Below are 22,004 nucleotides of genomic sequence, written 5' to 3'. Positions count from 1 at the left end.
GAGAGATAGAGAATATGGTATAATTCCAGTAGACATTTAAGATTGCGAGGACAATAAGGTGAAAGAGAAAATAACAGCGCAAAGCATCCGATTATTCGAAAAAAAGGGTTTTAGTGAGACATCGATTCAAGATATCGTAGATACTCTTGGAGTGACTAAGGGAACCTTTTACTATTATTTTTCGAGTAAAGAGGAACTATTAATGGATATACACCTTGGTTATATTGAGGATTTACTGAATCGACAAGAAAAAATTATTCATGATAATTCTAAGTCATACAAAGAGAAATTATTTGAAGTTGTATACATGCTAATATCGGATATTGAGACAAGAGGATTGGCAGCAAAGATTTTTTTCAGAGAAATGAAAAATATAAGTGAAGACCGGCGTGCCATTATTATTCCAAAACGAAATGAATTCAGATTAAACATTGAAGAGTTAATCAAGGCTGGCATGGAGGCAGGGGAATTCCGTCCTAATTTGAATGCACCGATTCTCTCCTTTGGCATATTAGGGATAACTAACTGGAGTTACCATTGGTTTAACCCGGAAGGAAATTGCTCTGACCGGGAAGTTGCAGAGATTTTTGTCGAAATGATTTTAAAGGGAATTCAAGTAAATTAACGAAAAATTGAGAGAGGATTTTTATTAAAGTATTATCCCCTCTCTTTTTTAGTTAAGGTAACATACTAACTGGTTAGTATTGTTTGATTTTAAAATTTCAATAAAGGAGTGAATCTTAGTATGGCACAGTATATTACCGTTGAAAAAGAAAATAACATTGCTATAGTTACATTAAATCGACCGCCGTTAAATGTCTTAAGTAAACAGGTTTTTCATGAATTGCATCTTGCATTTCAAGAATTAAAGGATGACTTAGAGGTTGTAGCTGTCTTGGTGACGGGAGCAGGCAATAAGGCATTTGCTGCTGGAGCGGATATTAAGGAATTTCCGCAAATGATGGGTAACCCAAATATGAAACAAAATGTAAGGAACAGTCATATTGCATTGAATTTTATTGATGAATTTCCAAAGCCAACCATTGCCGTATTAAATGGCCTAACCTTTGGCGGCGGCTGTGAGCTGGCACTAGCATGTGACATCCGAATTGCGGAGGAACATGCGCAAATTGGATTGCCTGAAATCAAACTTGGCTTGTTCCCTGGCGGGGGAGGAACCCAGCGGCTTCCTAGATTGGTTGGAGAAGCAAAAGCAAAGGAATTAATGTTTACAGGCGATCCGATTTCTGCACAGGAAGCCGAAAGAATTGGCCTTGTAAATCGTATTGTCCCAAGCGGTGAAGGGTTGACTAGTTCAAAAGAATTGGCTAAGAGAATCTCTAGGCATTCATTGCAGGCGCTTTCGCGCATAAAAAAATCAGTCGACGAAGGGTTAAACCAGTCCTTGACAGAAGGAATCGAACTTGAGGCTTCACTTTTTGCGGAAATTTTCCAGACAGAGGACATAAAAGAGGGAGTTCAGGCATTTCTTGAAAAAAGAAAACCGGTTTTCCAACATCGCTAAGCAGAAAAATTATGCATTGATAAGTCTGAATTTTCTAAAATGTAGGGAGGAAAAATATGCCTCAACAAATGAATAAAGATACTATTCCTGTTCGAAAAGGGGAAGAATTGAATCTCATTGCTCTAGAAAAATATTTAGATGAGAATATTAAATCTCTGCCAAAGGCGCCTTTGGAGGTTTTGCAATTTTCCGCGGGACACTCGAACTTGACCTATCAATTAAAAATGGGGAATTGGGAGGCAGTCTTGCGCCGTCCCCCACTGGGGCCGGTTGCACCGAAAGCTCATGATATGGAGCGTGAATTTAGAATTCTATCCGAGCTTAACCCCATCTTCCCTGCTGCTCCAAAGCCGATTCTCTTTTCAGATAATCAGGAAATTGTCGGTAGTACATTTTTTATCATGGAAAGAAAAAATGGAATTGTTTTAGATACTTCTTTTCCTGAAGGTATAGTGGTTTCACCTGAACTTTGCAAACAAATTTCCGAAATAATGGTTGATAATCTAGTGAAATTGCATTCTCTTAATTACAAAGAAACAGGTCTTACTGAAATTAGTAAGCCTGATGGGTTTATGGAGAGACAGGTGCAAGGCTGGATTGGGCGGTATGAAAGATCAAAGACAGATGAAATTGAACAGGTTGATTCATTAAAATATTGGCTCGCTAATCATATTCCCAAACACTCTGAAGCAGCTATTATTCATTATGATTATAAATTGAATAATGCAATGCTTAATGAGAATTTTACCGAAATGGTAGGTTTATTTGATTGGGAGATGACCACAGTTGGGGACCCGCTTGCCGATCTTGGGGCGGCGATGAGTTATTGGAATCTTCCAGATGATCCAGAAACCTTGAAAAAGGGAGATGGCAATAATCCAGTTACCGCCGTTCATGAAGGATTTTATTCCCGAAAAGAATTCATTGAGTTATATGCGAAAAAGAGTGGCAGGGATGTTTCAAATTTGCACTTTTATTTAACCTTTGCCTACTTTAAGCTTGCAGTCATTTGCCAGCAAATCTATTTCCGTTATAAAAAAGGGCAGACAAATGACAGCCGATTTGCCAATTTAAATAATTATGTGAAAGGTTTAATTCAGCATGCAGCTATGGTTGCTAATGAAGAAGTGTAGGAGGGCTTGATGATGAGATTTTCACAAACCATTGCACTAGTTACAGGTGCAGGAAGCGGGATAGGCAGGGCAGCAGCGGTTCGCCTGGCGAGTGAAGGAGCCAAGGTGATCTTAGTTGGCAGAACGAGAAGTAAGCTTGAAGAAACTGCTGCTGAAATTAATCAAAGAAGCCGAATTCCATTGGCGGAGATTTTTACAGCGGACTGTACGGATGTGGAAGATGTTGAGGAATTAGCGGAATATGTCCAGCAGCATTATGGCGACCTTCATGTACTCGTAAATAATGCTGGAGGATCTCGTCATGGAAAGATTTTGGAAATGTCTGAACAGGATTGGGACTGGGTTCAGGGTGTAAACCTTAAAAGCGTATTTCTCGTTTCAAAGACACTAGGAAAAATAATGGTTGAGGGTGCTAAAAAAGATGAGCATAACCGCTCCATTGTCAACGTTGCCTCCTTATCGGGACATCAGGCTGGGGCAGAAATTCCTCATTATAGTGCGGCCAAAGCAGGTGTTATTAATTTTACCAGAGCACTCGCATTAGAAATGTCGCAATATGGAATTCGTGTAAACTCAGTCTCACCGGGATTTGTAGAGACGCCGCTAACGGAGCGTGGACTGCAAAATGATCGCTTTGTAAAAGCCATTCAAAGAAATACTGCATTAAAAAGAGTAGGTATCCCAGAAGAAATTGCCAATGTCATTGCTTTTGCGGCCTCAAGCGAAGCCTCCTATATGACAGGAACTGATTTGCTTGTAGATGGCGGCTGGCTGATAAAATAAAAAATATTGGAGAGGAAGATAAGATTTGACTAACGAACATTTATTAATTGAAAAATTAGGTCCTGTATTATCATTAACATTAAACCGCCCTGAAAGCTTAAATGCTTTTAGTCCAGAAATGATTTTAGGGTTGAAGGATGCACTAAGGAATGCTCAAAATGATGAAGATGTACAGGTAATTATTTTATCTGGCTCAGGCCGTTCGTTCAGTGCAGGCGGGGATGTTAAAAACATGGGGCAAGCGAAAGGTGTGCAAGTATATGAGCATATCGGTAAACTCAATGAATTGATTTTATTGATGAAAGAAACGAAAAAGCCGATTATTGCTGCAGTTCACGGCTTTGCCGCAGGAGCAGGTTTCAATTTAGCCCTTGCTTGTGACCTGATTGTCGCTGCAGATGATAGTAAATTTGCTTTAAGCTTTTCACAGGTAGGGTTGATTTCTGATGGCGGAGGTTCCTATCACTTACCGCGCTTAATTGGCCCTCATCTCGCTAAACAATTTTTCTTTACGGCAGAGCCTATTCCGGCAGAACGGCTTTATCAATTGGGGGTCATTAATTTTCTTTTCCCACTTGAAAACCTTCAGGAGGAAACAACGAAGCTCGCTTTGAAATTAGCACATGGTGCAGGAATGGCCTTCGGCAAACAGAAAAAATTAGTTGATCAAGCATTCACTTCCACGTTGGAAGAGATTCTTGAGCAAGAGCGCCTGATTCAAGTGTTAATGGTTGAAACAGAGGACCATCAGGAAGGCATCACAGCCTTTAAAGAAAAGAGAAAACCAGTATTTAAAGGAAAGTAGGAATGTAGAATGAAGGCAGTTCAACTAACAGAATTCGGCGGACCAGAGGTACTTAAATTAGTAGATTTGGAAAAACCTGTACCAGCGGGTCATGAAGTATTAATCGAGATAAAGGCAATTGGAGTAAATTATGCGGATACAGCAAGAAGGGAGGGGCAGTATGTCATCCATACACCACTTCCTTTTATTCCAGGTGCAGAAATTGCTGGTGTTGTCGTTGAAGTGGGCGAGAAGGTAACAAAAGTAAAACCGGGTACAAGAGTCGTAACCTTAATTGAATCAAATGGGTATGCAGAATTTGCGATAGCAGACGAACGTTCGCTTATTCCTCTTCCGGAGCAGTTGGATTTCCGAACAGCGGCTGCATTGCCTCTTCAAGGCTTAAGTGCCTACCATATTTTAAAAACGATGGGTCGTTTAGAAAAAGGAGAAAGCGTTCTTGTCCATGCAGCAGCCGGAGGGGTTGGAACGATTGCAGTTCAGCTTGCCAAGCTTTTTGGCGCTGGAAAAGTCATCGCAACTGCCAGCTCTCCTGAGAAATTAGAGCTGGCACGTGAAATGGGTGCAGATGTTCTTATTAATTATACGGAACCGGAATGGGAAAAGCAGGTGCTGGAGGCAACAAACGGAAAAGGGGTAGATGTTGCACTTGAAATGGCAGGTGGGGAGATATTTCATAAGACCTTAAGATGTCTGGCCACGTTTGGCCGACTGGTTATATTCGGGGTAGCCAGCGGTGAACAACCTAAATTTTATCCTTCATCGTTAATGGCCAGAAATCAATCGGTCATCGGATTCTTCCTTCCGCAAATCATGAGAAAGCCAGAATTGCTGCAGCCTAGTTTAGTAGAATTATTGACTTATTTAGGCCAAGGGAAGCTTAAGCTTACAATTGGCGGGGTATTCCCACTAGATGAGGCAGCCAAGGTCCATTCTTTGCTGCAGTCGAGAAAAACCCAAGGAAAATTGATTTTGGAACCAAAATGGTAGGCGTTAATGCAAAAGCACTTTTTGCCGGAGCACCTGCAAAGGTTTTATAAAACAAGGCCTGGACAATAGTCCGGGCCTATTTTTTATTGGAAAATATTAAAAAACTATGAATAAAGTATTAATTAGTAAAGAAGAATTGGGCAGAACGTTTGATAAGTGAAAAATTTCGATTACACTAGAAGAAAGAACAGTTTTTTTAGGCAAGGAGATGACATTATTTTGAAAATTTTAGTGATAGAAGATAATAAAAGTGTTTGCTCGATGATTGAAATGTTTTTTGCTAAAGAAGGAATCGATGGTGAATTTGTCAATGATGGTATTGAAGGATATAACCGTTTTAAAAAAAGCACTTGGGATGCCTTGATTGTGGATTGGATGCTGCCTGGTATGGACGGTGTCAGCATTTGCCGCAAAATTAGAGAGGAAAAGCATACTGTTCCAATTATCATGTTAACGGCAAAGGATAGTGAGTCAGATCAGGTGCTTGGACTTGAAATGGGGGCAGATGATTATGTCACCAAGCCATTTAGTCCGCTTACCTTAATGGCGAGAATTAAAGCGGTAACTCGCCGTTTTCAGGCACAAGTGCCAAATGAGCGCCATGATTTCCTCCAGACCGAACATTTTAAAGTGAATAAAACGACAAGAGAAGTTATTATTGATGGGGCGCAAATTACAAATCTGACTCCAAAAGAGTTCGATTTATTGTATTATTTGGTGGAACATCCCCGCCAAGTATTCTCAAGAGAGCAATTACTTGAAAGGGTTTGGGGCTACCAATTTTATGGTGATGAACGAACCGTCGATGTTCACATTAAACGGCTGCGGAAAAAGGTTGAAACCACCTCGCAGCCATTCTTCCATACTGTTTGGGGAGTAGGTTATAAATTCGATGACTCAATTAAAGCAGACGAAGTTTAGGTATTTTTACCAGCAGTTTTTCAGTCATATTAGTATTATCATTGTCGCCTTTTTAATATTGAGTATTTTATTTGCACACTATGTTGAAAACTTGGTCTATTCGAACAAAGCAGAAGAGCTGAGTTCATACGGAAAGGCGATATTAAAAGATATAAAAGAGAATCCATATGGAACCGACCAGACCATTAACCGGTATAGCAGCGTTTTGGCGGCCAGAAAAATGAGCTTTAGTATGTTTGACCAGGATGGCAATTTATATTTGGTGAGTAAAAATGGTCCCACGATAAAAGGCTTATCGAAATCCGAATGGGAAAAAATAAAGAAGGGTCAAACAATCATCATCCCGATTGATTATCGAAGATTTGGGCAAGATGGAGTAACATTTGTCGTATTACCTTATATAGAAAATGACAAATTTTATGGAGGAATTTTATTAACCTCGCCAATCAGCGGATCAAGTGCTATGATCCATCAAATTAATAAATTTTTATTATATACGATTTTAATTGCATTTGGTGTTTCTTTCTTACAAAGTTGGTTTTTGTCACGAATACATGTTATTCGCATCAAGAGGCTTCGGGAAGCCGCCTCACTTGTGTCTGCTGGACACTATCAGGTTCATGTTCATTCTTCTAATTTTGATGAAATTGGAGAATTAGCCAACGATTTTAATCATATGGTGGATAAAATTAATGCTTCCATGGAGGAAATCGAAAGCTTGGAGAACAGGCGCCGGCAATTTATGGCCGATGTTTCGCATGAAATGCGTACCCCCCTTACCACCATCAGCGGCGTAGTTGAAGGTCTGAAAAATGATATGATTCCAGAGGAAGATAAAGAGCGGGGCATCAATCTTGTTAGTCAAGAGGCTAAAAGACTGATTCGATTAGTCAATGAAAATTTAGATTATGATAAAATTCGTTCGAATCAAATCCAATTATTTAGAGAAGACATACAGCTCTTAGAAGTGCTCGAAATTATTCAAGAACAATTAGACCTCCAGGCAGAAGAAAAAAATAATCAAATTGTGGTAGAGGCTGATCCGGATGTCTTTGTCAACGCCGACTATGATCGCCTAATCCAGATTTTGATTAATATTACCAAAAATAGCATTCAATTCACCTCGGATGGTACCATTTGGTTAAAAGGCCGCTCCGAGGGAGACTCCACTATTATAGAGGTGGAAGACACTGGAATTGGTATTGATCCAAGTGAAGTAGAAAATATTTGGCGGCGGTTTTATAAAGCTGATATATCCCGGACCAGTAACCCCTACGGAGAGTTCGGCTTAGGTCTTTCAATCGTAAAACAACTGGTCCTGCTTCATAACGGTGAAATTAATGTGACCAGTGAAAAAGGAAAAGGAACCAAATTCGTCATACAATTCAAAAATAATTAATAAAGCTTCGACAATCGTCGGGCTTTTTTTATTTTTTCTTAATTTTTTCCTAAACTCGTTAAAGTTTGTTAATAATTTCTTAAGATTTGTCGTTTAAAGTGGAATCAAGATAACTAACAAGCCTAAAGGAGATTGATTGAAATGGAATTTAAAGATACAAATGAATTCGAAAAAGATCAAACCCATTCATCAACTGAGAATAACAATACCGAATTACCAAATATGACAGAAGAGCGAATCCAATCAGTAGACGCTACATTCCCTGTGGAGGAGAACGAGTCAGCAGCATCCGATAAAAAGGATGAAAATGCAGAAATCGAAGAAACTGCAGTGGCAGGTCATACACGTGCAACCGTCCAACCTGAAAAAAATAAAAAAAGCTATGTGAAGGGATTTGCCACTACAATCGCCGCCGGTGTAATCGGATCGGTTTTGACGTTAACCATTCTGCCACATACTGATTATCTAAAAAATTATTATGGTGCTGATCAGAATCAAGCTGTTACAGCATCGAACTCGAACACTCAGGTTAAGGAGGTTTCCGCAAAGCCAACAGTCAGGACATCAGGTTCCATTGCCGATACGGTGGAAAAAGTATCGAAGGCTATCGTTGGAATTGTTAATTATCAGCAGCAGCAAAATAATTTCTACGGCACCACTAATTTCTCGCAAAGCGTGGAAAGCGGCTCAGGTTCTGGGGTGATTTTTCAAAAAAATAATAATATAGCATATATTGTAACCAATAACCATGTCGTAGAAGGGGCATCGAAGCTTGAAATTTCCTTATATGATGGTCAGAAGACAACGGCAGAGGTAGTTGGTACGGATGCCTTAACCGATCTTGCCGTCTTAAAAATTGATGCAAAATATGTGACGGCAACGGCTGACTTTGGAGACTCCTCGACACTTCGTCCGGGGGACCAAGTATATGCGATTGGAAATCCTCTGGGTCTTGATTTGTCCAGAACCGTTACTCAAGGAATAGTCAGTGCAACCAACCGCAGCATTTCGGTATCGACCTCTGCCGGAAATTGGGATACAAATGTAATCCAGACGGATGCTGCCATCAACCCAGGAAACAGCGGTGGGGCTTTAATTAATCCAAACGGTCAAGTAATTGGAATCAATAGCTTAAAAATTTCTGAGAGCGGGGTAGAAGGATTAGGATTCGCGATTCCAAGTAACGATTTGATCCCAATTGTGAATCAATTAATTAAAAATGGGAAAATTGAGCGTCCATACCTTGGTGTCGGATTAGCGGACCTGGATCAGGTTCCACAAATGTATTACCAGAACCTTCCTAATGGTGTCAATAAAGGTGTGCTGGTCATGAATATAGACCCAAATTCAGCTGCGGCTCGGGCAGGATTCCAGCCGAAGGATTTAATTGTTTCCATGAATGGAACAGCAATTGCTAATTCCTCTGAATTAAGAAAATATCTATATTCCAAAGTGAAAATTGGTGATGAAATAAAATTTGAAGTCTATCGTGATGGAAAACTGCAAACGTTAAAAGTAAAATTATCCGCAAATACAACAAACTGATTTGAGGTACATTAACACCAAAGATTTTTTTAAGAGGTGTGACAATGAATCGGGTTGGAAAATATGCATCCAGTGAACATGCAGACGACATTGAGCTAATGAATATGGTGTTTGAGCTTCCTGAAAAGGATAAAATGCTAATGTGGTCAGAGGGCTATATTGATCTTGTGATTGAGAAATTGCCGATTTATGCTCAGGATATTTTGGAGAATCGAAAGGAAAAGTGGGAAGATACTAAGATCTATTATGAAAAACAGCTAAAACAAATTTTAAACGATGAGGAATTTAAGAATAAAATGAAGGGCGAACGGAAGGAGTTCGCCCTTTTCGTTAAGGATCAATTTCCTGAATTCCAATCACTGCTTTTTTTAATCTATGATGGGAATATTAATGATAAAGATTTGCGGAAGTTTGTTTACCGGAGGAGGTTTGCAGCTCGTAAAAAGTATCTCCATTAAATCAGTAAATTCGGGCTTGCAAATCTTAAAGGAAAAAATTACAATGGAAATAACTTGATCAGAAACGGAGGTGGAGAAGAGATGAAACGTTCAATTTTTGCACGCTTGTTATGGCTTGAAGCCCTTAATATTTACCGTGCAATTTTTCATGAAGCAGTTTTCCAAGGGGGTAGTATGCCCTTTTTTCGAAACTGCATAGTGAAATTTGAACGATAACACATCTCTTTACCCACAATAGATCGGTATAAAGAGAGTGCAGACGCACTCTTTTTCTATGCCTTTTTATCAGCCGCGGGAGGAATAGATGCCCGTGGCTTTTTTATATTTAGATGTGTTCATCGAATTTTTAATAAAAGGAGAATGAACATGATAGTTTGCAGTGTTAACCATATAGCGAAATCGTTTGGCGGAAATATGATTTTTAAAGATTTATCATTTGAAGTACATGAAGGCAGCCGTATTGGCTTAGTAGGCCGCAACGGCAGCGGAAAAACTACTTTATTAAAAATGCTTGCTCAACAGGAATCTGTTGATGAGGGAGTTATTCATTGGAAAAAGGCACTTAAAATCGGCTACTTGGCACAAATTCCTGATTTCGGAGACCTGAACGTGAAGGAAGTTTTGAAAACGGCATTCGAACATTTAACAAAGACGGAAGCGATACTAAAACAATTGGAGCTTGAGATGGGGCAGGAAATGGCTCCGGAAAAATTGCAAAGATTAATTGAGCAGTACGGAATGCTTCAAGATGATTTTATTTTAAATGGCGGCTACGAAATGGACGCTCAAATGGACCGTGTGGCGAATGGCTTAAATATTGCTGATTTACTTGTGAAGCCTTTTTCACTATTAAGCGGCGGTGAGAAAACCAAGGTTGGTCTTGGTCTAAGTTTATTGAAAAATCCAGAACTCTTATTACTTGATGAGCCAACCAATCATTTAGATTTGATGGCCATTGAGTGGTTAGGCTCCTTCTTAAAGGATTACAAAGGCACTATTATTCTAATCTCTCATGACAGGTACTTTTTAGATGAAGTAGTGAACAAGGTTCTTGAGATGGAAGATGGAGAAATTGATTTATACCATACGAATTTTAGTAACTATATCAAGGAAAAGGAAGAACGGCTATTAAGAGAATTCCAAGAGTACCAAGAACAGCAGAAGAAAATTAAAAAGATGAAGGAAGCCATTAAGCGGCTTCGGGACTGGGCTAACCGCTCTAATCCTCCCAGCGCTGCTCTTCATAAGCGTGCGACTAATATGCAGCGTGCACTTGATCGCATCGAAAAGATAGACCGTCCCAAAATGGAAGTTAAGAAAATGGGAATTGATTTTGAAGCGAATGACCGGAGTGGAAAGGATGTCATTATCCTCGAGAACGTTTCAAAAAGCTATGGCAGCCGTAAGCTATTTGATAATGTGAACATGCTTGTTCAATTTAAGGATCGAACGGCGATTGTCGGTGAAAACGGGACAGGAAAGTCTACCGTTTTAAAAATGATTTTACAAGAATGTGTGGCAGACAATGGTGTTGTTAAGGTAGGTAGCAATGTGAAGATTGGCTATTTATCGCAGCATGTTTTTGCTGATTTAGGAGATGATCAGCTGATTGATGTGTTTCGTTCTGAAGTCAAAGTAAATGAAGGCGAGGCCCGACATATTTTAGCACGATTCCTATTTTACGGGCCTGCGGTATTCCGCAAGGTGAATCAATTAAGCGGCGGTGAAAGAATGCGCCTTCGCCTTGCACAGCTTATGTACCAGGACATTAACCTTTTGATTTTGGATGAACCGACTAATCATTTGGATATTGATTCCTGTGAGGTATTGGAGGAGGCACTTGAACATTTTAACGGCACTATTTTAGCTGTCTCCCATGATCGTTATTTTCTCAACAAACTGTTTAATAAAATTTATTGGCTGCAGAATGGGATAGTCCACTATTTCGATGGGAATTATGATTGGGCAAAAGAAAAGCTGCCTGCATTCGTATGTGATTCGGCAGATGTCCCCATCCCGCCTACTGCGAAAAAAGTGAAGGAAATCGTTAATGAAAAGCTAAAAAACTTGGATGACCTCGAAGAAATGATCGAGCAAATCGAGATGAATATTCATTTGTTACAAAAACTAATGGAATTAGAAAGTGACCTTTCTTTACTGCAAAGCATTTATTCTGAATTAGAGATGCTGGAAAATGAACGTGAACAGCTCTATCAGCAGCTGGAGGAAGTTGTATAACAAATTGAAGGGATATACAACCTTTGGTTGAGCCGTTTTTACGAGCGGCTCTTCTTTTTTTAAAAGAATAAATGCTTCTCTAAATCAGAAGTTTTCCGTATAATTATGTATGGTTTTCTTTTTAAAGGTGGTCTTGAAATGGTATCTAATTTTTCTATCTTCCAAGTTCTTTTTCTGCTCATCACGACCATTTTAGGAGTGGTCTGTTCTGTCATATACCATCAGCCGCTCGTTATCGGTTTTATGCCAGGGTTTCTTGTTTTGGTATATTTAGCATTCCAAAAAGGATTGTCATTGAAGCAGACACTAAAAATTAGTTTTATCGGAGTTTACAAAACGAGAATTGTCATTATTATACTCTTTCTTGTTAGTTTTTTACTTCCTTCCTGGTATTTATCCGGAACGATTGGTCAAATGGTTAAAGTGGCCCTTAACTTTATTAATTCGGAGCATTTTTTGGTTCTTTCGTTTCTTGTCGCTCTTGTCTTCTCGATGCTTCTTGGGACAACAGTTGGGACCTTAAGTGCCATTGGAGTTCCGATTTTGGGGACGGCCATGGTATTACATTTGCCAATTGAAGTTGTGGCGGGAGCATTAATCTCAGGTGCTTTTGTGGGGGATCGGACTTCGCCGTTTTCCAGCGCCCATCAGCTTTTATCACATACAGTTGAACTTACTGTTAAAAAGCAATGGAAGGCGATGCTTTTGTCAACGGTGATCGCTGTCCTCGTTTCCTTTTGTTTTTATGCTTTCTTCGATTTACATAGTTATGGAGACAGCAAAATCAATCCGGTACATTTCGAGTGGAATCAGCTTTCTTGGATTAAGTTTATCCCACCATTGGTGTTAATCGTTTTTGTTCTTTTTCGAATAAGCATAATTTATGCGTTTATATCTAGTATTCTATCAGCAGCCGTTATAGCATTAGCTGAGGGAACTCATTTTTCCAAATTAGTAAATGACTTTTGGCATGGTATTGAGGGTCTTGGCGGCGGTTTAATTCATATGTACGAATTACTGCTGTTTCTCGCTTTGGCAGGTGCTTATAATGGATTGTTAGAGGAATTGAATGTCATTCAGCCCTATTTAGATAAATGGCTGAAATCCTCAAGGTCCTTAATAGGAGATACGGTAAAAACACTGATCGCAACACTAATCATCACATTTATTGCGGCCAATCAAACACTGCCTATCATTTTAACAGGGAGGTCCTTTTTACCTCATTGGTCTTCAAAATACGGAAATGAAGAATTAGCAAGGGTAATGGGGGATACGACGATGCTCTTTCCGGGCATGGTTCCATGGAGTGTCTTAGCGATAATGTGCAGCACGATTGTCGGGATTCCGTTACTAGGATACTTACCGTATGCGGTATTTTTATGGATTTTGCCTATATTAACGATATTACTTTCGATTGGAAAACAATTTCGCAAATCAAAGCAAAAGCGGATTGTTGCTGCTTAAATCGGAGTCTCTATGAGGCTCTGATTTTTTTTGCCTTAAATCCTTCCGAATGAAGTCCCTTTTTCAATCATATAAGTGGTATTAAAGAAATGGGACAAGGGATGGTTGGATGTTAAAAAAATTTCTGATTATAGGCATTGGGAGTACGATGATCGGAATAGGAGTAAATGGATTTATTCTTCCTTTTCATTTGATAAATGGCGGCTTTTTTGGCATAAGTCTCTTGGCTAATTATTTGTGGGGGTTAAAAGTTGGCCTCACATTTATATGCTTAAATATTCCCGTTTACATTTATGCCTTTAGATATGAACCTGATTACTTTATGAACGGTTTATTGGGAGCAGTGGTTTCTGGGTTTATGCTCGATTTTCTAATGCCATTAAACGGAATGATTCACTTACCCATTTTAAACAGTATTATTATAGGTGCGGTTATTATTGGTATAGGTGTTGGCTTTATGCTGCGAAATCATATTAGCCCCGGCGGGATGGATTTGCTGGCACTTTTAATCGCAAAAAAGACTAAAGTGAACGTTGGCGTAATTTGTTTCGCCATTGATGCGGTTATTATTTCCACTGGATTATTACTTCTAAACGATGCCAGGCTTCTTTATTCACTTGTAATTGTTTCGATCATTGGACTATTTGCTTGTGTCATTACATCGGTCCGTAAAGTATAGATATGAACAAATTTTTGATAAAATGAGATCATCCACCACCAAGGAGTATAACAATGAACCCAATAAGCGATCATGTAAAAGAAAATTTAAAGATCTTATTTGTCGGCTTTAATCCAAGTATTCGTTCTAGTGAACTTGGTCACCATTATGCTAATCCAAATAATCGTTTTTGGAAAATTATTTATGAAGCAGGCTTAACCCCGCGGAAATATGAGGCTGCTGAAGATTATACACTTTTAGAACTAGGTTACGGATTCACGAACATTGTTCAAAGGCCGACAAAGGCTGCAGATGAAATTAAGAAGGAAGAATACATGGAGGGCAGAGAAATCTTAAAACAGAAGATTGCTAAATTTAAGCCGAAAGTAGTTTGTTTTGTTGGGAAAGGTGTTTATCAAGAGTATAGTGGACGTAAAGCTGCCCCGTGGGGGATTCAAGCGGAAGCTGTCGTGCCAGGAACCATCGATTTTGTTGCACCGTCCTCTAGTGGACTAGTTAGAATGTGGCTTGAAGAAATCGTTGAGATTTATAAAATGCTAACCGATTTAAACATCGACGGTTGAAGAGAACCGTCGATGTTTTTTAGATTACTTTTTTTCGAACTTCTTTTGATAACGGGATAAAGCTAAAAGCGGAAAAATATAGCGGTAGCTGTGGTAATGAATATAAAAACCGCCCGCCATTCCTTGTCCTTTAGGGTAGTCCGTGGTCCAATCTGTTTGTTCCAGTGAATTTAATAAATATTTAATTCCTTTTTCAATAGCTGCGGTCGGTTTATCGGAAATAGAGATCAAGGCATCAAGGACCCAGGCAGTATGGGTCAAGGTGCTTGCGCGTAAAGAGACATATGTTTTTTTGTTGTCGCTATGGCAAGATTCGCCCCAGCCGCCATCTCCATTCTGAATACTGTGCAACCACTTAACGGCCTTTTGAATAGCAGGATGACTCTTTGGTACATCCACTGCTAATAACCCTGTAAGGGAAGCCCATGTCCCGTATATATAACAAATTCCCCAGCGGCCATACCAGGATCCATCTTTTTCTTGATTTTTAAAAAGCCATTTTACTCCTTTTTGGATGGCAGAATGATCGTTTGGAAGATTGGTATAGTTCCCGAAAAATTCTAAGGTTCTTCCGGTAATATCTGCACAAGAGGGGTCTGTTAATAGAAATTCTCCTTTTTCAATTGGTAAAAATTCAAATACTTTTGTATTCGTATTTTTTTCAAATCCTGCCCAGCCGCCATCGTCGTTTTGCATCGATAAAACCCAGCGGATTCCCCGTTCCCAAGCTGCTAGATCAGTTGGTAAGCTTCTTGAAATCGATCTGAGCGAAGCGGTCGTGTCATCAACATCCGGATTAATGGTATTTATATCGGAAAAGCCCCAGCCGCCAGGCAGGCTAGAAGGGTTATGAATCACCCAATCTCCGAATTTATTATGCTGTCGTGTAAGAAGGTAATCATTGGCTTTTGAGATCATCGAATCTTCTGGAGGAACACCTGCTGCTTGTAGGGTGAAACTAATTAACGATGTATTCCAGACATCGGCGGTGGTATATTGCATATGAGGCAATCCATTAATTTCACATTTCATTGCACGGATTCCTTCTAAAGCTTTTACAATGACGGGATCTGTTTTTTTATATCCAAGAGAAAGTAAAGCGAAGATCATCAAAAAAGTACAGCTGTAATAACTGTATAACGTGCCATCTGGTTCAAGGTGGTCAAGCATATACTTTTTCGCCCGTTCAATCGCTAAAATACGCAGCTGTTCGGGCAAGCCAATTAAGCTTTTGACTCCATCTTCAATATAAGAGAGCAGGGATCTTATTTCATAAGAGCGGACCCACTGGTCTTCACTATGGCGCTGTAAATGCAAATCCGCAAGATTTGGGCTTTTTTCTGTCATGATTGTAAATTTCTTACTAGCAAGGATCATAATCGGTGTCAGGTTGGCCCTGCCAAAAACGGAAAAGGAATAAAAATTGATTGGGAATATGTGCGGTAAAAGAATCACTTCAATCGGCAGCGGGGAAAATGCCGGCCATTTGTATTGACCAGTTAAAGCAAGCATGATTTTTGTGAACATATTGACCTCTTCCAAGCCGCCGTTTGCTATTATAAACCGTTTAGCAGCACGAAGGTTTTTGTCATCTTCGCTGTAATACCCTGAATAAAGAAGCGCATAGTATGCCTCTACGGTTGATGATAGATTTCCTTCACCCTCATCGTAAAATAACTTCCACGAACCGTTTGGTTCCTGCTTGCTTAAAATTCTCTTCGAAAGCTCTTGTATTAATTCCTCATCATTTAATTCCAATGACCGTAATAAAATGATCATATAGGCATCTGTTGCCAGGCCTGTTTCAAATGGATAATTCCATGAACCATCGGGAGATTGGTCTTTTCTCAGCATTTCGATTAGCCATTCAATGCCTTTTCTAGTCTCCAACATCTGAAATCATCATTCCTCTCCCATAAAAATATTCTCATCTATACATATTCGTATCGGGGGATGAGAATTCATAAGGGAGGGATTGAGCTATTTTTTTTATAAGGAATCGGGAAAAGACTCCGTTGGAAAGCATACGTTCCGAATTAAGAAGGAAAATCAAAAACCCATCTTCGTCCTACCAAATCTCAAAGAGTGAAAAAGTTTTTTTGGAACAAATAAGAAGCAAAACTGCGGAACAAAATCTCAACAATGTAACAAGGACGAAGGCTTACCTTGATTTTTATCTGCAGCGTCCGGAAATCCAATGGGCTTTTTTAGGACACATGGTTTCCCGAAATGGGGGCTACAACATGACAGATCTAAAAGGTGAATTTCTGACCCGCTTGATGGCAAAAAAGGATAGGGAAACTTTTTTTGCATTTCTGGAACGAGGGAATTGGCTGATTTTTCAAGACGTCTATCCGCAATTTTTACTTTATGAAGAAAGTCTCAGGCAGAATAAACCATTATTTCACCTGTTTCCTTTTTTAAATATATCCACTTTCATGGAAACCATTTGGAATCATTTTTGGAGGGAGCAATGCACGTACATTCTTACGATTGCAATGGTCATCAATGAGCAGAGTTACTTAGAACAAAGGCTGGTGAAAAATCCGCTTTATCAAAAAGAGGTATTAAGTAAATTTGAATTTCTACTCCAGGATTGGCTTTCCTTTAATCACATTCTCTTTCCTTATGGAAAAAAGAACCTTTGCGGGCAGACCCTTCACCAATTTGAATCTCTGAATGAGCGGATTTTTCTAGGAAAAAGGTTATATTCCATCCTTTTTAAAAATAAAGAACGTTTAGAGCAAACCGTGGAATGGGCGAAAAGAAATCCACACACTGGTTCAAGAAAAGATTATTGGCCTCATATTTTTAACAGTGTGAATGAAGGAATTCCTGGTTTTGCTTATCAACTTCGTTTAAAATCCTGTCAGTTAAAAAGCGGGGCACGAAAAATATATAGTCCCACCCTTGAAAACTCTTGGAAAAATGTGACCCAAGCGGAAGCTGAAAAAGGGGATTGGTTTCGTGATTATCTTGTTGCTGATTATTTAGTTGAGAATACTGAAATTGTTAATGGGGAGATTGTGAATGAATACTGTAAAACACTTGAACGGCTCGAGCTTGCAACCCTTGCGAAAAAAGCGATTAACTTTATGGAATAAACATTATCTGGCCAGTGCGGTGCTTGCGTCATTATTTGGATCTTATTTAGACCTTTATTTTGTTGGAAAAGGAATTTACCATTTTCCTCATAGACCCTTACCTGAGATATTTTCCATAAATATTGCGTTCACCTTGGCAGGACTGCCAATCTTGATAATGGTGGTTCTACACTGCCTATCACAAGTAAATAATTGGGGGAAAGCGGGTATAATCCTATTTGTTAGTCTCCTTATGCCGATTTTGGAAAAATTAGCGGAGGAGTTAGGCTGGTTTGTTCATGCAGATGAATGGAAGCACGGATATACATTTGTTGGATACTTAGTTTTCTTAACTATTATTTATAGTTGTTTCAGGTGGATGGAAAAACATAAATAACAAAAGCCGGAACGATTGATCCCGGCTTTCATGATGCCTAAGTGCACCAGGGCCCCTGCCGTCCGTACAGTGGTTAAGTGTCCCGCAACAAGCGAAATGTTCGGCAGGGGCTCACCATTATTTTATCACATACATGACAAAAATATAATGCTTACAATTGCCAATACTTTCTTTTCTTTTTCTAAAAGTGTATGATAAAAATGATTTTTTACATAAAGGAGTGTTTTACATGGCTAAAAAAGGACATTTTTTAATGGAAAATGGCGAGAAGATTGAGTTTGAACTATATCCTGAAGCAGCACCGGGAACCGTTGAGAATTTTGAAACATTAGCAAATAAAGGATTTTACAATGGTTTAACCTTCCATCGTGTTATCCCAGGGTTTATAAGTCAGGGGGGATGCCCACACGGAACTGGTACCGGCGGACCTGGCTACACTATTAAGTGCGAAACAGAAGGAAATCCCCACAAACACGTACCAGGCGCCTTATCAATGGCTCATGCAGGACGAAACACTGGTGGAAGTCAGTTCTTCATCGTTCATGAATCACAGCCGCATTTAAATGGTGTGCATACTGTATTCGGTCAAGTAACATCCGGATTAGAAACAGCAAAATCGATGAGAAACGGCGATAAAATGCAAGAAGTTAAGGTATATGATGAAGAGTAAGGAATAGAAGAGAGCCATCTGGCTCTCTTTTTTATGTTTGGGGATGTTTGTGTGTATATTGGGAAAAATATTTTCAAAAAGTTTACCTTTGGGGGTCTATATGAAGAAGTTTATATTTATGCTAATCCCGTTTCTGCTTTTTTCGTTTAACCAAAAAGCCTTAGCCGAAAATACCGATGCCAAGCAATTAAAGGCAGCTGTAATTATCGACGATTTTGGAGGAGGGACGGGCGGCGTCAGGGACTTTTTAGAAGGTGATATACCGATTACGGCAGCGGTCATGCCATTTACTGAAAATTCAAAAGCGCATGCAGAGTGGGCTCATAAAAATGGTTTTGAAGTGATGGTTCACTTGCCAATGGAACCGAAAAGGGGCAAGAGGTCGTGGCTAGGTCCAAAGCCGATTACGGTAGACCTCACGCCAAAACAAGTGAGGCAGCGGGTTAAAGAAGCGATAAAGACGGTTCCCTATGCAGTTGGTCTTAATAATCATATGGGATCACTGGCAGTTGAAAACGAACGAATCGTAAGGGTAATTGTTGAGGTGGCAAAAGAAAATAAGCTTTACATTATTGACAGCGGCACGAGTCCTGAATCCAAATTCCCAGAGATTGCAAAAGAACTTGGTGTGCCTCTTTTAAAAAGAGATGTTTTCCTTGATGATATTTCATCTTCATCCCATGTTTACAAACAGATGATCCGACTCGCAAAGGTAACTGAAATTAAAGGGCAGGGGATTGCCATTGGACATGTGGGTGTGACAGGGAAAGTCTGTTCAGTAGGGATTTTTCAATCCATGGATGAATTTAAGAAACGCCATATTAAAATTGTCCCAGTCTCAGAACTCTTATCTGAAAAACTAATCGAAAAAAACTTTGTTCCAAAATAAAGGCAGCGGCAGACTGCCTTTTTTGCTGATATTAAATTTTCTGGTACAATGTCTCCTATCAAACTATTAAATTAGACTTCAAGGGAGATGGAATAGAGATATGAAGTTAATATCATGGAATGTCAACGGTCTTAGAGCATGTGTCAAAAAAGGATTTCTAGATTATTTTCATCAAATGGATGCGGATATTTTTTGTATTCAGGAAACTAAATTACAAGAGGGACAAATTAGCCTGGAATTAGATGGCTACTATCAATACTGGAATTATGCTATTAAGAAAGGTTATTCAGGAACTGCTGTTTTTACGAAAGTGGAACCGATATCCGTGAAATATGGAGTTGGAACGGATGAAAGTGAAGACGAAGGAAGGATTCTTACCTTGGAGTTGGAACATTTTTTCTTAGTCAATGTGTATACCCCAAATTCCCAGCGTGATTTGGCAAGAATCGGTTATCGTTTGGAATGGGAAGACCGCATCCTTAATCACCTGCAAGAGTTAGACAAAATTAAACCGGTCATTCTTTGTGGAGACTTAAATGTCGCTCATCAAGAAATTGACTTGCGAAATCCAAAGTCAAATTTAGGGAATTCGGGTTTTACTGAAGAAGAGCGAGGGAAAATGACTACATTACTGAACTCTGGGTTTGTCGACAGTTATCGCCATTTTAATCCTAACAAGGAAGGAGCTTATACGTGGTGGTCTTATATGGCAAAAGTTCGGGAGCGAAATATTGGCTGGCGGATCGACTATTTTATTGTCTCAAAAACGTTTTGTGAGCAATTGAAACAAGCAGATATCCATTCTGAGGTTATGGGAAGTGACCATTGTCCTGTAGTACTAGAAATTCAATAAGGTTCTTTCATAACCTTTACTTATAATAAAGTATAAAAAAACCGTAATTTTCATAATGAGTTAAATATTCTATAGTTAATTTAACAAAGAAAAGAACGGGGGAATCTAAAATGGACATTAAAAAAGATGTTCAAGAGCAGTTTGGAAAAAGCGCCGATTCATATGTAAGCAGTTCTATTCATAAAAAAGGGAAGGACCTTCAGAAATTATTAGAGATGGCTGCACTCCATGGGGAGGAAGAAATGCTTGACATTGCCACAGGCGGCGGTCATACGGCTAACGCATTTGCTCCCTATGTAAAAAAAGTGACGGCGGTTGATATAACTGCGGAGATGTTATCGGCTGCCGAAAACTTTATCAAAGGAAATGGCAATCAAAATGTTGATTTCTTTATAGGTGATGCAGAAAATCTTCCTTTTCCGGATGAAACATTTGATCTTGTGACATGCCGAATAGCTCCGCATCATTTTCCGAATGTAAAACGTTTTGTTAACGAAGTATATCGGGTACTAAAGCCGAATGGACAATTTTTACTTGATGATAATGTCACGCCAGAAGAAGAAGAATTTGATCAATTCTATAATACGATTGAAAAATGGCGCGATTACAGTCATTATCGGGCATGGAAAAAATCGGAATGGCTGCAAATGATTGAGTTAAACAGTTTTGAAATAATTGAATGGCACCGGTTCGAAAAAACCTTTCAATTTGAATCGTGGTGCAATCGTATGAATCTGCCACAAACAGAACAAGAAAAATTAGCTCAATACATCATAAATTCTTCACCAAAAGTAAAACGAAAATTTCGCATTAAAATAGAACACGATCAAGTTATTTCCTTTCAAGGGGAAGCTGCCGTCATAAAGGCAATTAGAAAATAAAAAAACCTTTGCACGAAGAGAAGCATTCTCTTTTTGCAAAGGTTTTTTTTATCATGCTTAGATTTCATTAAGGGCGGTTCCAATTTCATCAAATTCAGGCGATTTTTCATTTTGACTTGAATTTTCTATTTGCTCCTGTTCCATTGAGGTAACCGAACCTTGGTCTTCTTCCTTTTTTTGAAGATGCCAATTCACTTTATCACCACTCCTTTTGAAAACGAATTACTAAAGTATTTTTTCCTATAATGGTGAAACTAAACCATAAACCGCTTTTGATTAGTTACTTTTTTAGCCATATAAAAAAATCCTTCTCTTTATTAAAATATATGTGTAAATGTAATGAAAAATAGTAGTTGACGAAAATAGTATTGGGTAGTATTATAGTCAATGTCGCTGCTGCGAAATGCATTAATAAAGCTACTAAGTTTTTTAAAAAGTAATTCGTAGTTGTTGACAAGGTTAAGATGTTATGTTAGGATAATAAATGTCGCTAATTTAATAGATTAGCAGAAAAAACACGATTGTTCTTTGAAAACTAAACAAACAAAAACGTCAACAAACAATAATATTCGTTTCTTTCGAAACGAAGCCAACGTTTTAATTTATGAGCTAATCAACTTTCTTGGAGAGTTTGATCCTGGCTCAGGACGAACGCTGGCGGCGTGCCTAATACATGCAAGTCGAGCGAGACTCTTCGGAGTCTAGCGGCGGACGGGTGAGTAACACGT

Annotated in this window: 23 protein-coding genes and 1 rRNA gene; 22 read left to right on the top strand and 2 right to left on the bottom strand. The window is 39.1% G+C overall.

Annotated features, from left to right (window positions below; all coding sequences use genetic code 11):
• Positions 1 to 58 precede the first annotated feature (58 nt).
• From LC455_RS30210 to LC455_RS30145, 15 genes are all read left to right on the top strand, one after another.
• Positions 59 to 625 carry a TetR/AcrR family transcriptional regulator gene (locus LC455_RS30210; protein ID WP_223596619.1) on the top strand — a complete coding sequence of 189 codons (567 nt, stop codon included), beginning with the start codon at positions 59 to 61 and terminating at the stop codon, positions 623 to 625.
• A 120-nt stretch (positions 626 to 745) separates the two neighbouring features.
• Positions 746 to 1,525 (top strand): enoyl-CoA hydratase/isomerase family protein, encoded by a 780-nt coding sequence (locus tag LC455_RS30205; RefSeq protein ID WP_223596618.1) that lies wholly within the window; start codon positions 746 to 748, stop codon positions 1,523 to 1,525.
• A gap of 56 nt (positions 1,526 to 1,581) precedes the next feature.
• Entirely contained in the window at positions 1,582 to 2,658 is a 1,077-nt protein-coding gene (locus LC455_RS30200) for a phosphotransferase family protein (protein ID WP_223596617.1), read from the top strand.
• A gap of 12 nt (positions 2,659 to 2,670) precedes the next feature.
• Positions 2,671 to 3,441: an SDR family NAD(P)-dependent oxidoreductase gene (locus LC455_RS30195; RefSeq protein WP_223596632.1), complete on the top strand. Its 771-nt coding sequence runs from the start codon at positions 2,671 to 2,673 to the stop codon at positions 3,439 to 3,441.
• 25 nt (positions 3,442 to 3,466) lie between these two features.
• Positions 3,467 to 4,246: an enoyl-CoA hydratase/isomerase family protein gene (locus LC455_RS30190; RefSeq protein WP_223596616.1), complete on the top strand. Its 780-nt coding sequence runs from the start codon at positions 3,467 to 3,469 to the stop codon at positions 4,244 to 4,246.
• Between the two features lie 9 nt (positions 4,247 to 4,255).
• A complete protein-coding gene (locus tag LC455_RS30185; RefSeq protein WP_223596615.1) occupies positions 4,256 to 5,236 on the top strand; it encodes a quinone oxidoreductase family protein in 981 nt (326 codons plus the stop codon).
• Positions 5,237 to 5,455: 219 nt separating this feature from the next.
• Complete coding sequence (locus LC455_RS30180) at positions 5,456 to 6,157, top strand: response regulator transcription factor (protein WP_223596614.1); 702 nt, start codon at positions 5,456 to 5,458, stop codon at positions 6,155 to 6,157.
• Positions 6,129 to 7,556, top strand: a complete 1,428-nt coding sequence (locus LC455_RS30175; RefSeq protein ID WP_223596612.1) for a sensor histidine kinase — start codon at positions 6,129 to 6,131, stop codon at positions 7,554 to 7,556. The genes LC455_RS30180 and LC455_RS30175 overlap by 29 nt, the downstream gene beginning before the upstream one ends.
• A gap of 141 nt (positions 7,557 to 7,697) precedes the next feature.
• Positions 7,698 to 9,101 (top strand): S1C family serine protease, encoded by a 1,404-nt coding sequence (locus tag LC455_RS30170; protein WP_223596611.1) that lies wholly within the window; start codon positions 7,698 to 7,700, stop codon positions 9,099 to 9,101.
• Positions 9,102 to 9,145: 44 nt separating this feature from the next.
• Positions 9,146 to 9,559, top strand: a complete 414-nt coding sequence (locus LC455_RS30165) for a hypothetical protein (protein ID WP_223596609.1) — start codon at positions 9,146 to 9,148, stop codon at positions 9,557 to 9,559.
• 81 nt (positions 9,560 to 9,640) lie between these two features.
• On the top strand, positions 9,641 to 9,775 hold the full coding sequence (locus LC455_RS31835; protein ID WP_317851499.1) for an RAxF-45 family protein: 135 nt from the start codon (positions 9,641 to 9,643) through the stop codon (positions 9,773 to 9,775).
• 150 nt (positions 9,776 to 9,925) lie between these two features.
• Positions 9,926 to 11,797, top strand: coding sequence for a ribosomal protection-like ABC-F family protein (abc-f, locus tag LC455_RS30160; protein ID WP_223596607.1), 1,872 nt, complete (start codon positions 9,926 to 9,928; stop codon positions 11,795 to 11,797).
• Positions 11,798 to 11,935: 138 nt separating this feature from the next.
• Positions 11,936 to 13,261: a Na+/H+ antiporter NhaC family protein gene (locus LC455_RS30155; RefSeq protein ID WP_223596605.1), complete on the top strand. Its 1,326-nt coding sequence runs from the start codon at positions 11,936 to 11,938 to the stop codon at positions 13,259 to 13,261.
• 109 nt (positions 13,262 to 13,370) lie between these two features.
• Positions 13,371 to 13,940, top strand: a complete 570-nt coding sequence (locus tag LC455_RS30150) for a YitT family protein (RefSeq protein WP_223596603.1) — start codon at positions 13,371 to 13,373, stop codon at positions 13,938 to 13,940.
• Between the two features lie 53 nt (positions 13,941 to 13,993).
• Positions 13,994 to 14,503 carry a mismatch-specific DNA-glycosylase gene (locus tag LC455_RS30145; RefSeq protein ID WP_223596601.1) on the top strand — a complete coding sequence of 170 codons (510 nt, stop codon included), beginning with the start codon at positions 13,994 to 13,996 and terminating at the stop codon, positions 14,501 to 14,503.
• A gap of 24 nt (positions 14,504 to 14,527) precedes the next feature.
• Here the strand turns inward: LC455_RS30145 and shc are convergent, their stop codons facing one another.
• Entirely contained in the window at positions 14,528 to 16,396 is a 1,869-nt protein-coding gene (gene shc, locus LC455_RS30140) for a squalene--hopene cyclase (protein ID WP_223596599.1), read from the bottom strand.
• 122 nt (positions 16,397 to 16,518) lie between these two features.
• Between shc and LC455_RS30135 the strand changes: the two genes are divergently transcribed.
• The 6 genes from LC455_RS30135 to LC455_RS30110 all read left to right on the top strand — a co-directional run bounded on the left by LC455_RS30135 (position 16,519) and on the right by LC455_RS30110 (position 21,276).
• Positions 16,519 to 17,607 carry a DUF2515 domain-containing protein gene (locus tag LC455_RS30135; RefSeq protein ID WP_263297952.1) on the top strand — a complete coding sequence of 363 codons (1,089 nt, stop codon included), beginning with the start codon at positions 16,519 to 16,521 and terminating at the stop codon, positions 17,605 to 17,607.
• Positions 17,534 to 17,983, top strand: coding sequence for a CBO0543 family protein (locus LC455_RS30130; protein WP_223596596.1), 450 nt, complete (start codon positions 17,534 to 17,536; stop codon positions 17,981 to 17,983). The genes LC455_RS30135 and LC455_RS30130 overlap by 74 nt, the downstream gene beginning before the upstream one ends.
• Before the next feature lie 229 nt (positions 17,984 to 18,212).
• Positions 18,213 to 18,653, top strand: a complete 441-nt coding sequence (locus LC455_RS30125) for a peptidylprolyl isomerase (protein ID WP_223596594.1) — start codon at positions 18,213 to 18,215, stop codon at positions 18,651 to 18,653.
• Between the two features lie 100 nt (positions 18,654 to 18,753).
• Complete coding sequence (locus LC455_RS30120) at positions 18,754 to 19,542, top strand: divergent polysaccharide deacetylase family protein (RefSeq protein ID WP_223596592.1); 789 nt, start codon at positions 18,754 to 18,756, stop codon at positions 19,540 to 19,542.
• Positions 19,543 to 19,642: 100 nt separating this feature from the next.
• A complete protein-coding gene (locus tag LC455_RS30115; protein ID WP_223596590.1) occupies positions 19,643 to 20,395 on the top strand; it encodes an exodeoxyribonuclease III in 753 nt (250 codons plus the stop codon).
• Between the two features lie 110 nt (positions 20,396 to 20,505).
• A complete protein-coding gene (locus tag LC455_RS30110) occupies positions 20,506 to 21,276 on the top strand; it encodes a class I SAM-dependent methyltransferase (RefSeq protein ID WP_223596588.1) in 771 nt (256 codons plus the stop codon).
• Between the two features lie 57 nt (positions 21,277 to 21,333).
• Here LC455_RS30110 and LC455_RS30105 read toward each other — a convergent pair whose 3' ends face one another.
• Positions 21,334 to 21,471 (bottom strand): hypothetical protein, encoded by a 138-nt coding sequence (locus LC455_RS30105; protein ID WP_223596586.1) that lies wholly within the window; start codon positions 21,469 to 21,471, stop codon positions 21,334 to 21,336.
• A gap of 424 nt (positions 21,472 to 21,895) precedes the next feature.
• Between LC455_RS30105 and LC455_RS30100 the strand changes: the two genes are divergently transcribed.
• Positions 21,896 to 22,004, top strand: a 16S ribosomal RNA gene (locus tag LC455_RS30100); the annotation flags it as partial.

Source organism: Neobacillus bataviensis, from assembly GCF_019969725.1.
The sequence above is the reverse complement of the archived record's forward strand: the minus strand, read 5'-3'. Positions and strand labels throughout refer to the sequence as shown.

Excerpts from the sequence above, each read along its gene's own strand:
- LC455_RS30205 (WP_223596618.1), top strand. The coding sequence starts at position 746 with ATGGCACAGTATATTACCGTTGAAAAAGAAAATAACATTGCTATAGTT.
- LC455_RS30200 (WP_223596617.1), top strand. The coding sequence starts at position 1,582 with ATGCCTCAACAAATGAATAAAGATACTATTCCTGTTCGAAAAGGGGAA.
- LC455_RS30195 (WP_223596632.1), top strand. The coding sequence starts at position 2,671 with ATGAGATTTTCACAAACCATTGCACTAGTTACAGGTGCAGGAAGCGGG.
- LC455_RS30185 (WP_223596615.1), top strand. The coding sequence starts at position 4,256 with ATGAAGGCAGTTCAACTAACAGAATTCGGCGGACCAGAGGTACTTAAA.
- LC455_RS30175 (WP_223596612.1), top strand. The coding sequence starts at position 6,129 with ATGACTCAATTAAAGCAGACGAAGTTTAGGTATTTTTACCAGCAGTTT.
- LC455_RS30170 (WP_223596611.1), top strand. The coding sequence starts at position 7,698 with ATGGAATTTAAAGATACAAATGAATTCGAAAAAGATCAAACCCATTCA.
- LC455_RS30165 (WP_223596609.1), top strand. The coding sequence starts at position 9,146 with ATGAATCGGGTTGGAAAATATGCATCCAGTGAACATGCAGACGACATT.
- LC455_RS31835 (WP_317851499.1), top strand. The coding sequence starts at position 9,641 with ATGAAACGTTCAATTTTTGCACGCTTGTTATGGCTTGAAGCCCTTAAT.
- abc-f (WP_223596607.1), top strand. The coding sequence starts at position 9,926 with ATGATAGTTTGCAGTGTTAACCATATAGCGAAATCGTTTGGCGGAAAT.
- LC455_RS30155 (WP_223596605.1), top strand. The coding sequence starts at position 11,936 with ATGGTATCTAATTTTTCTATCTTCCAAGTTCTTTTTCTGCTCATCACG.
- LC455_RS30150 (WP_223596603.1), top strand. The coding sequence starts at position 13,371 with ATGTTAAAAAAATTTCTGATTATAGGCATTGGGAGTACGATGATCGGA.
- LC455_RS30145 (WP_223596601.1), top strand. The coding sequence starts at position 13,994 with ATGAACCCAATAAGCGATCATGTAAAAGAAAATTTAAAGATCTTATTT.
- shc (WP_223596599.1), bottom strand. The coding sequence starts at position 16,396 with ATGTTGGAGACTAGAAAAGGCATTGAATGGCTAATCGAAATGCTGAGA.
- LC455_RS30130 (WP_223596596.1), top strand. The coding sequence starts at position 17,534 with ATGAATACTGTAAAACACTTGAACGGCTCGAGCTTGCAACCCTTGCGA.
- LC455_RS30125 (WP_223596594.1), top strand. The coding sequence starts at position 18,213 with ATGGCTAAAAAAGGACATTTTTTAATGGAAAATGGCGAGAAGATTGAG.
- LC455_RS30120 (WP_223596592.1), top strand. The coding sequence starts at position 18,754 with ATGAAGAAGTTTATATTTATGCTAATCCCGTTTCTGCTTTTTTCGTTT.
- LC455_RS30115 (WP_223596590.1), top strand. The coding sequence starts at position 19,643 with ATGAAGTTAATATCATGGAATGTCAACGGTCTTAGAGCATGTGTCAAA.
- LC455_RS30110 (WP_223596588.1), top strand. The coding sequence starts at position 20,506 with ATGGACATTAAAAAAGATGTTCAAGAGCAGTTTGGAAAAAGCGCCGAT.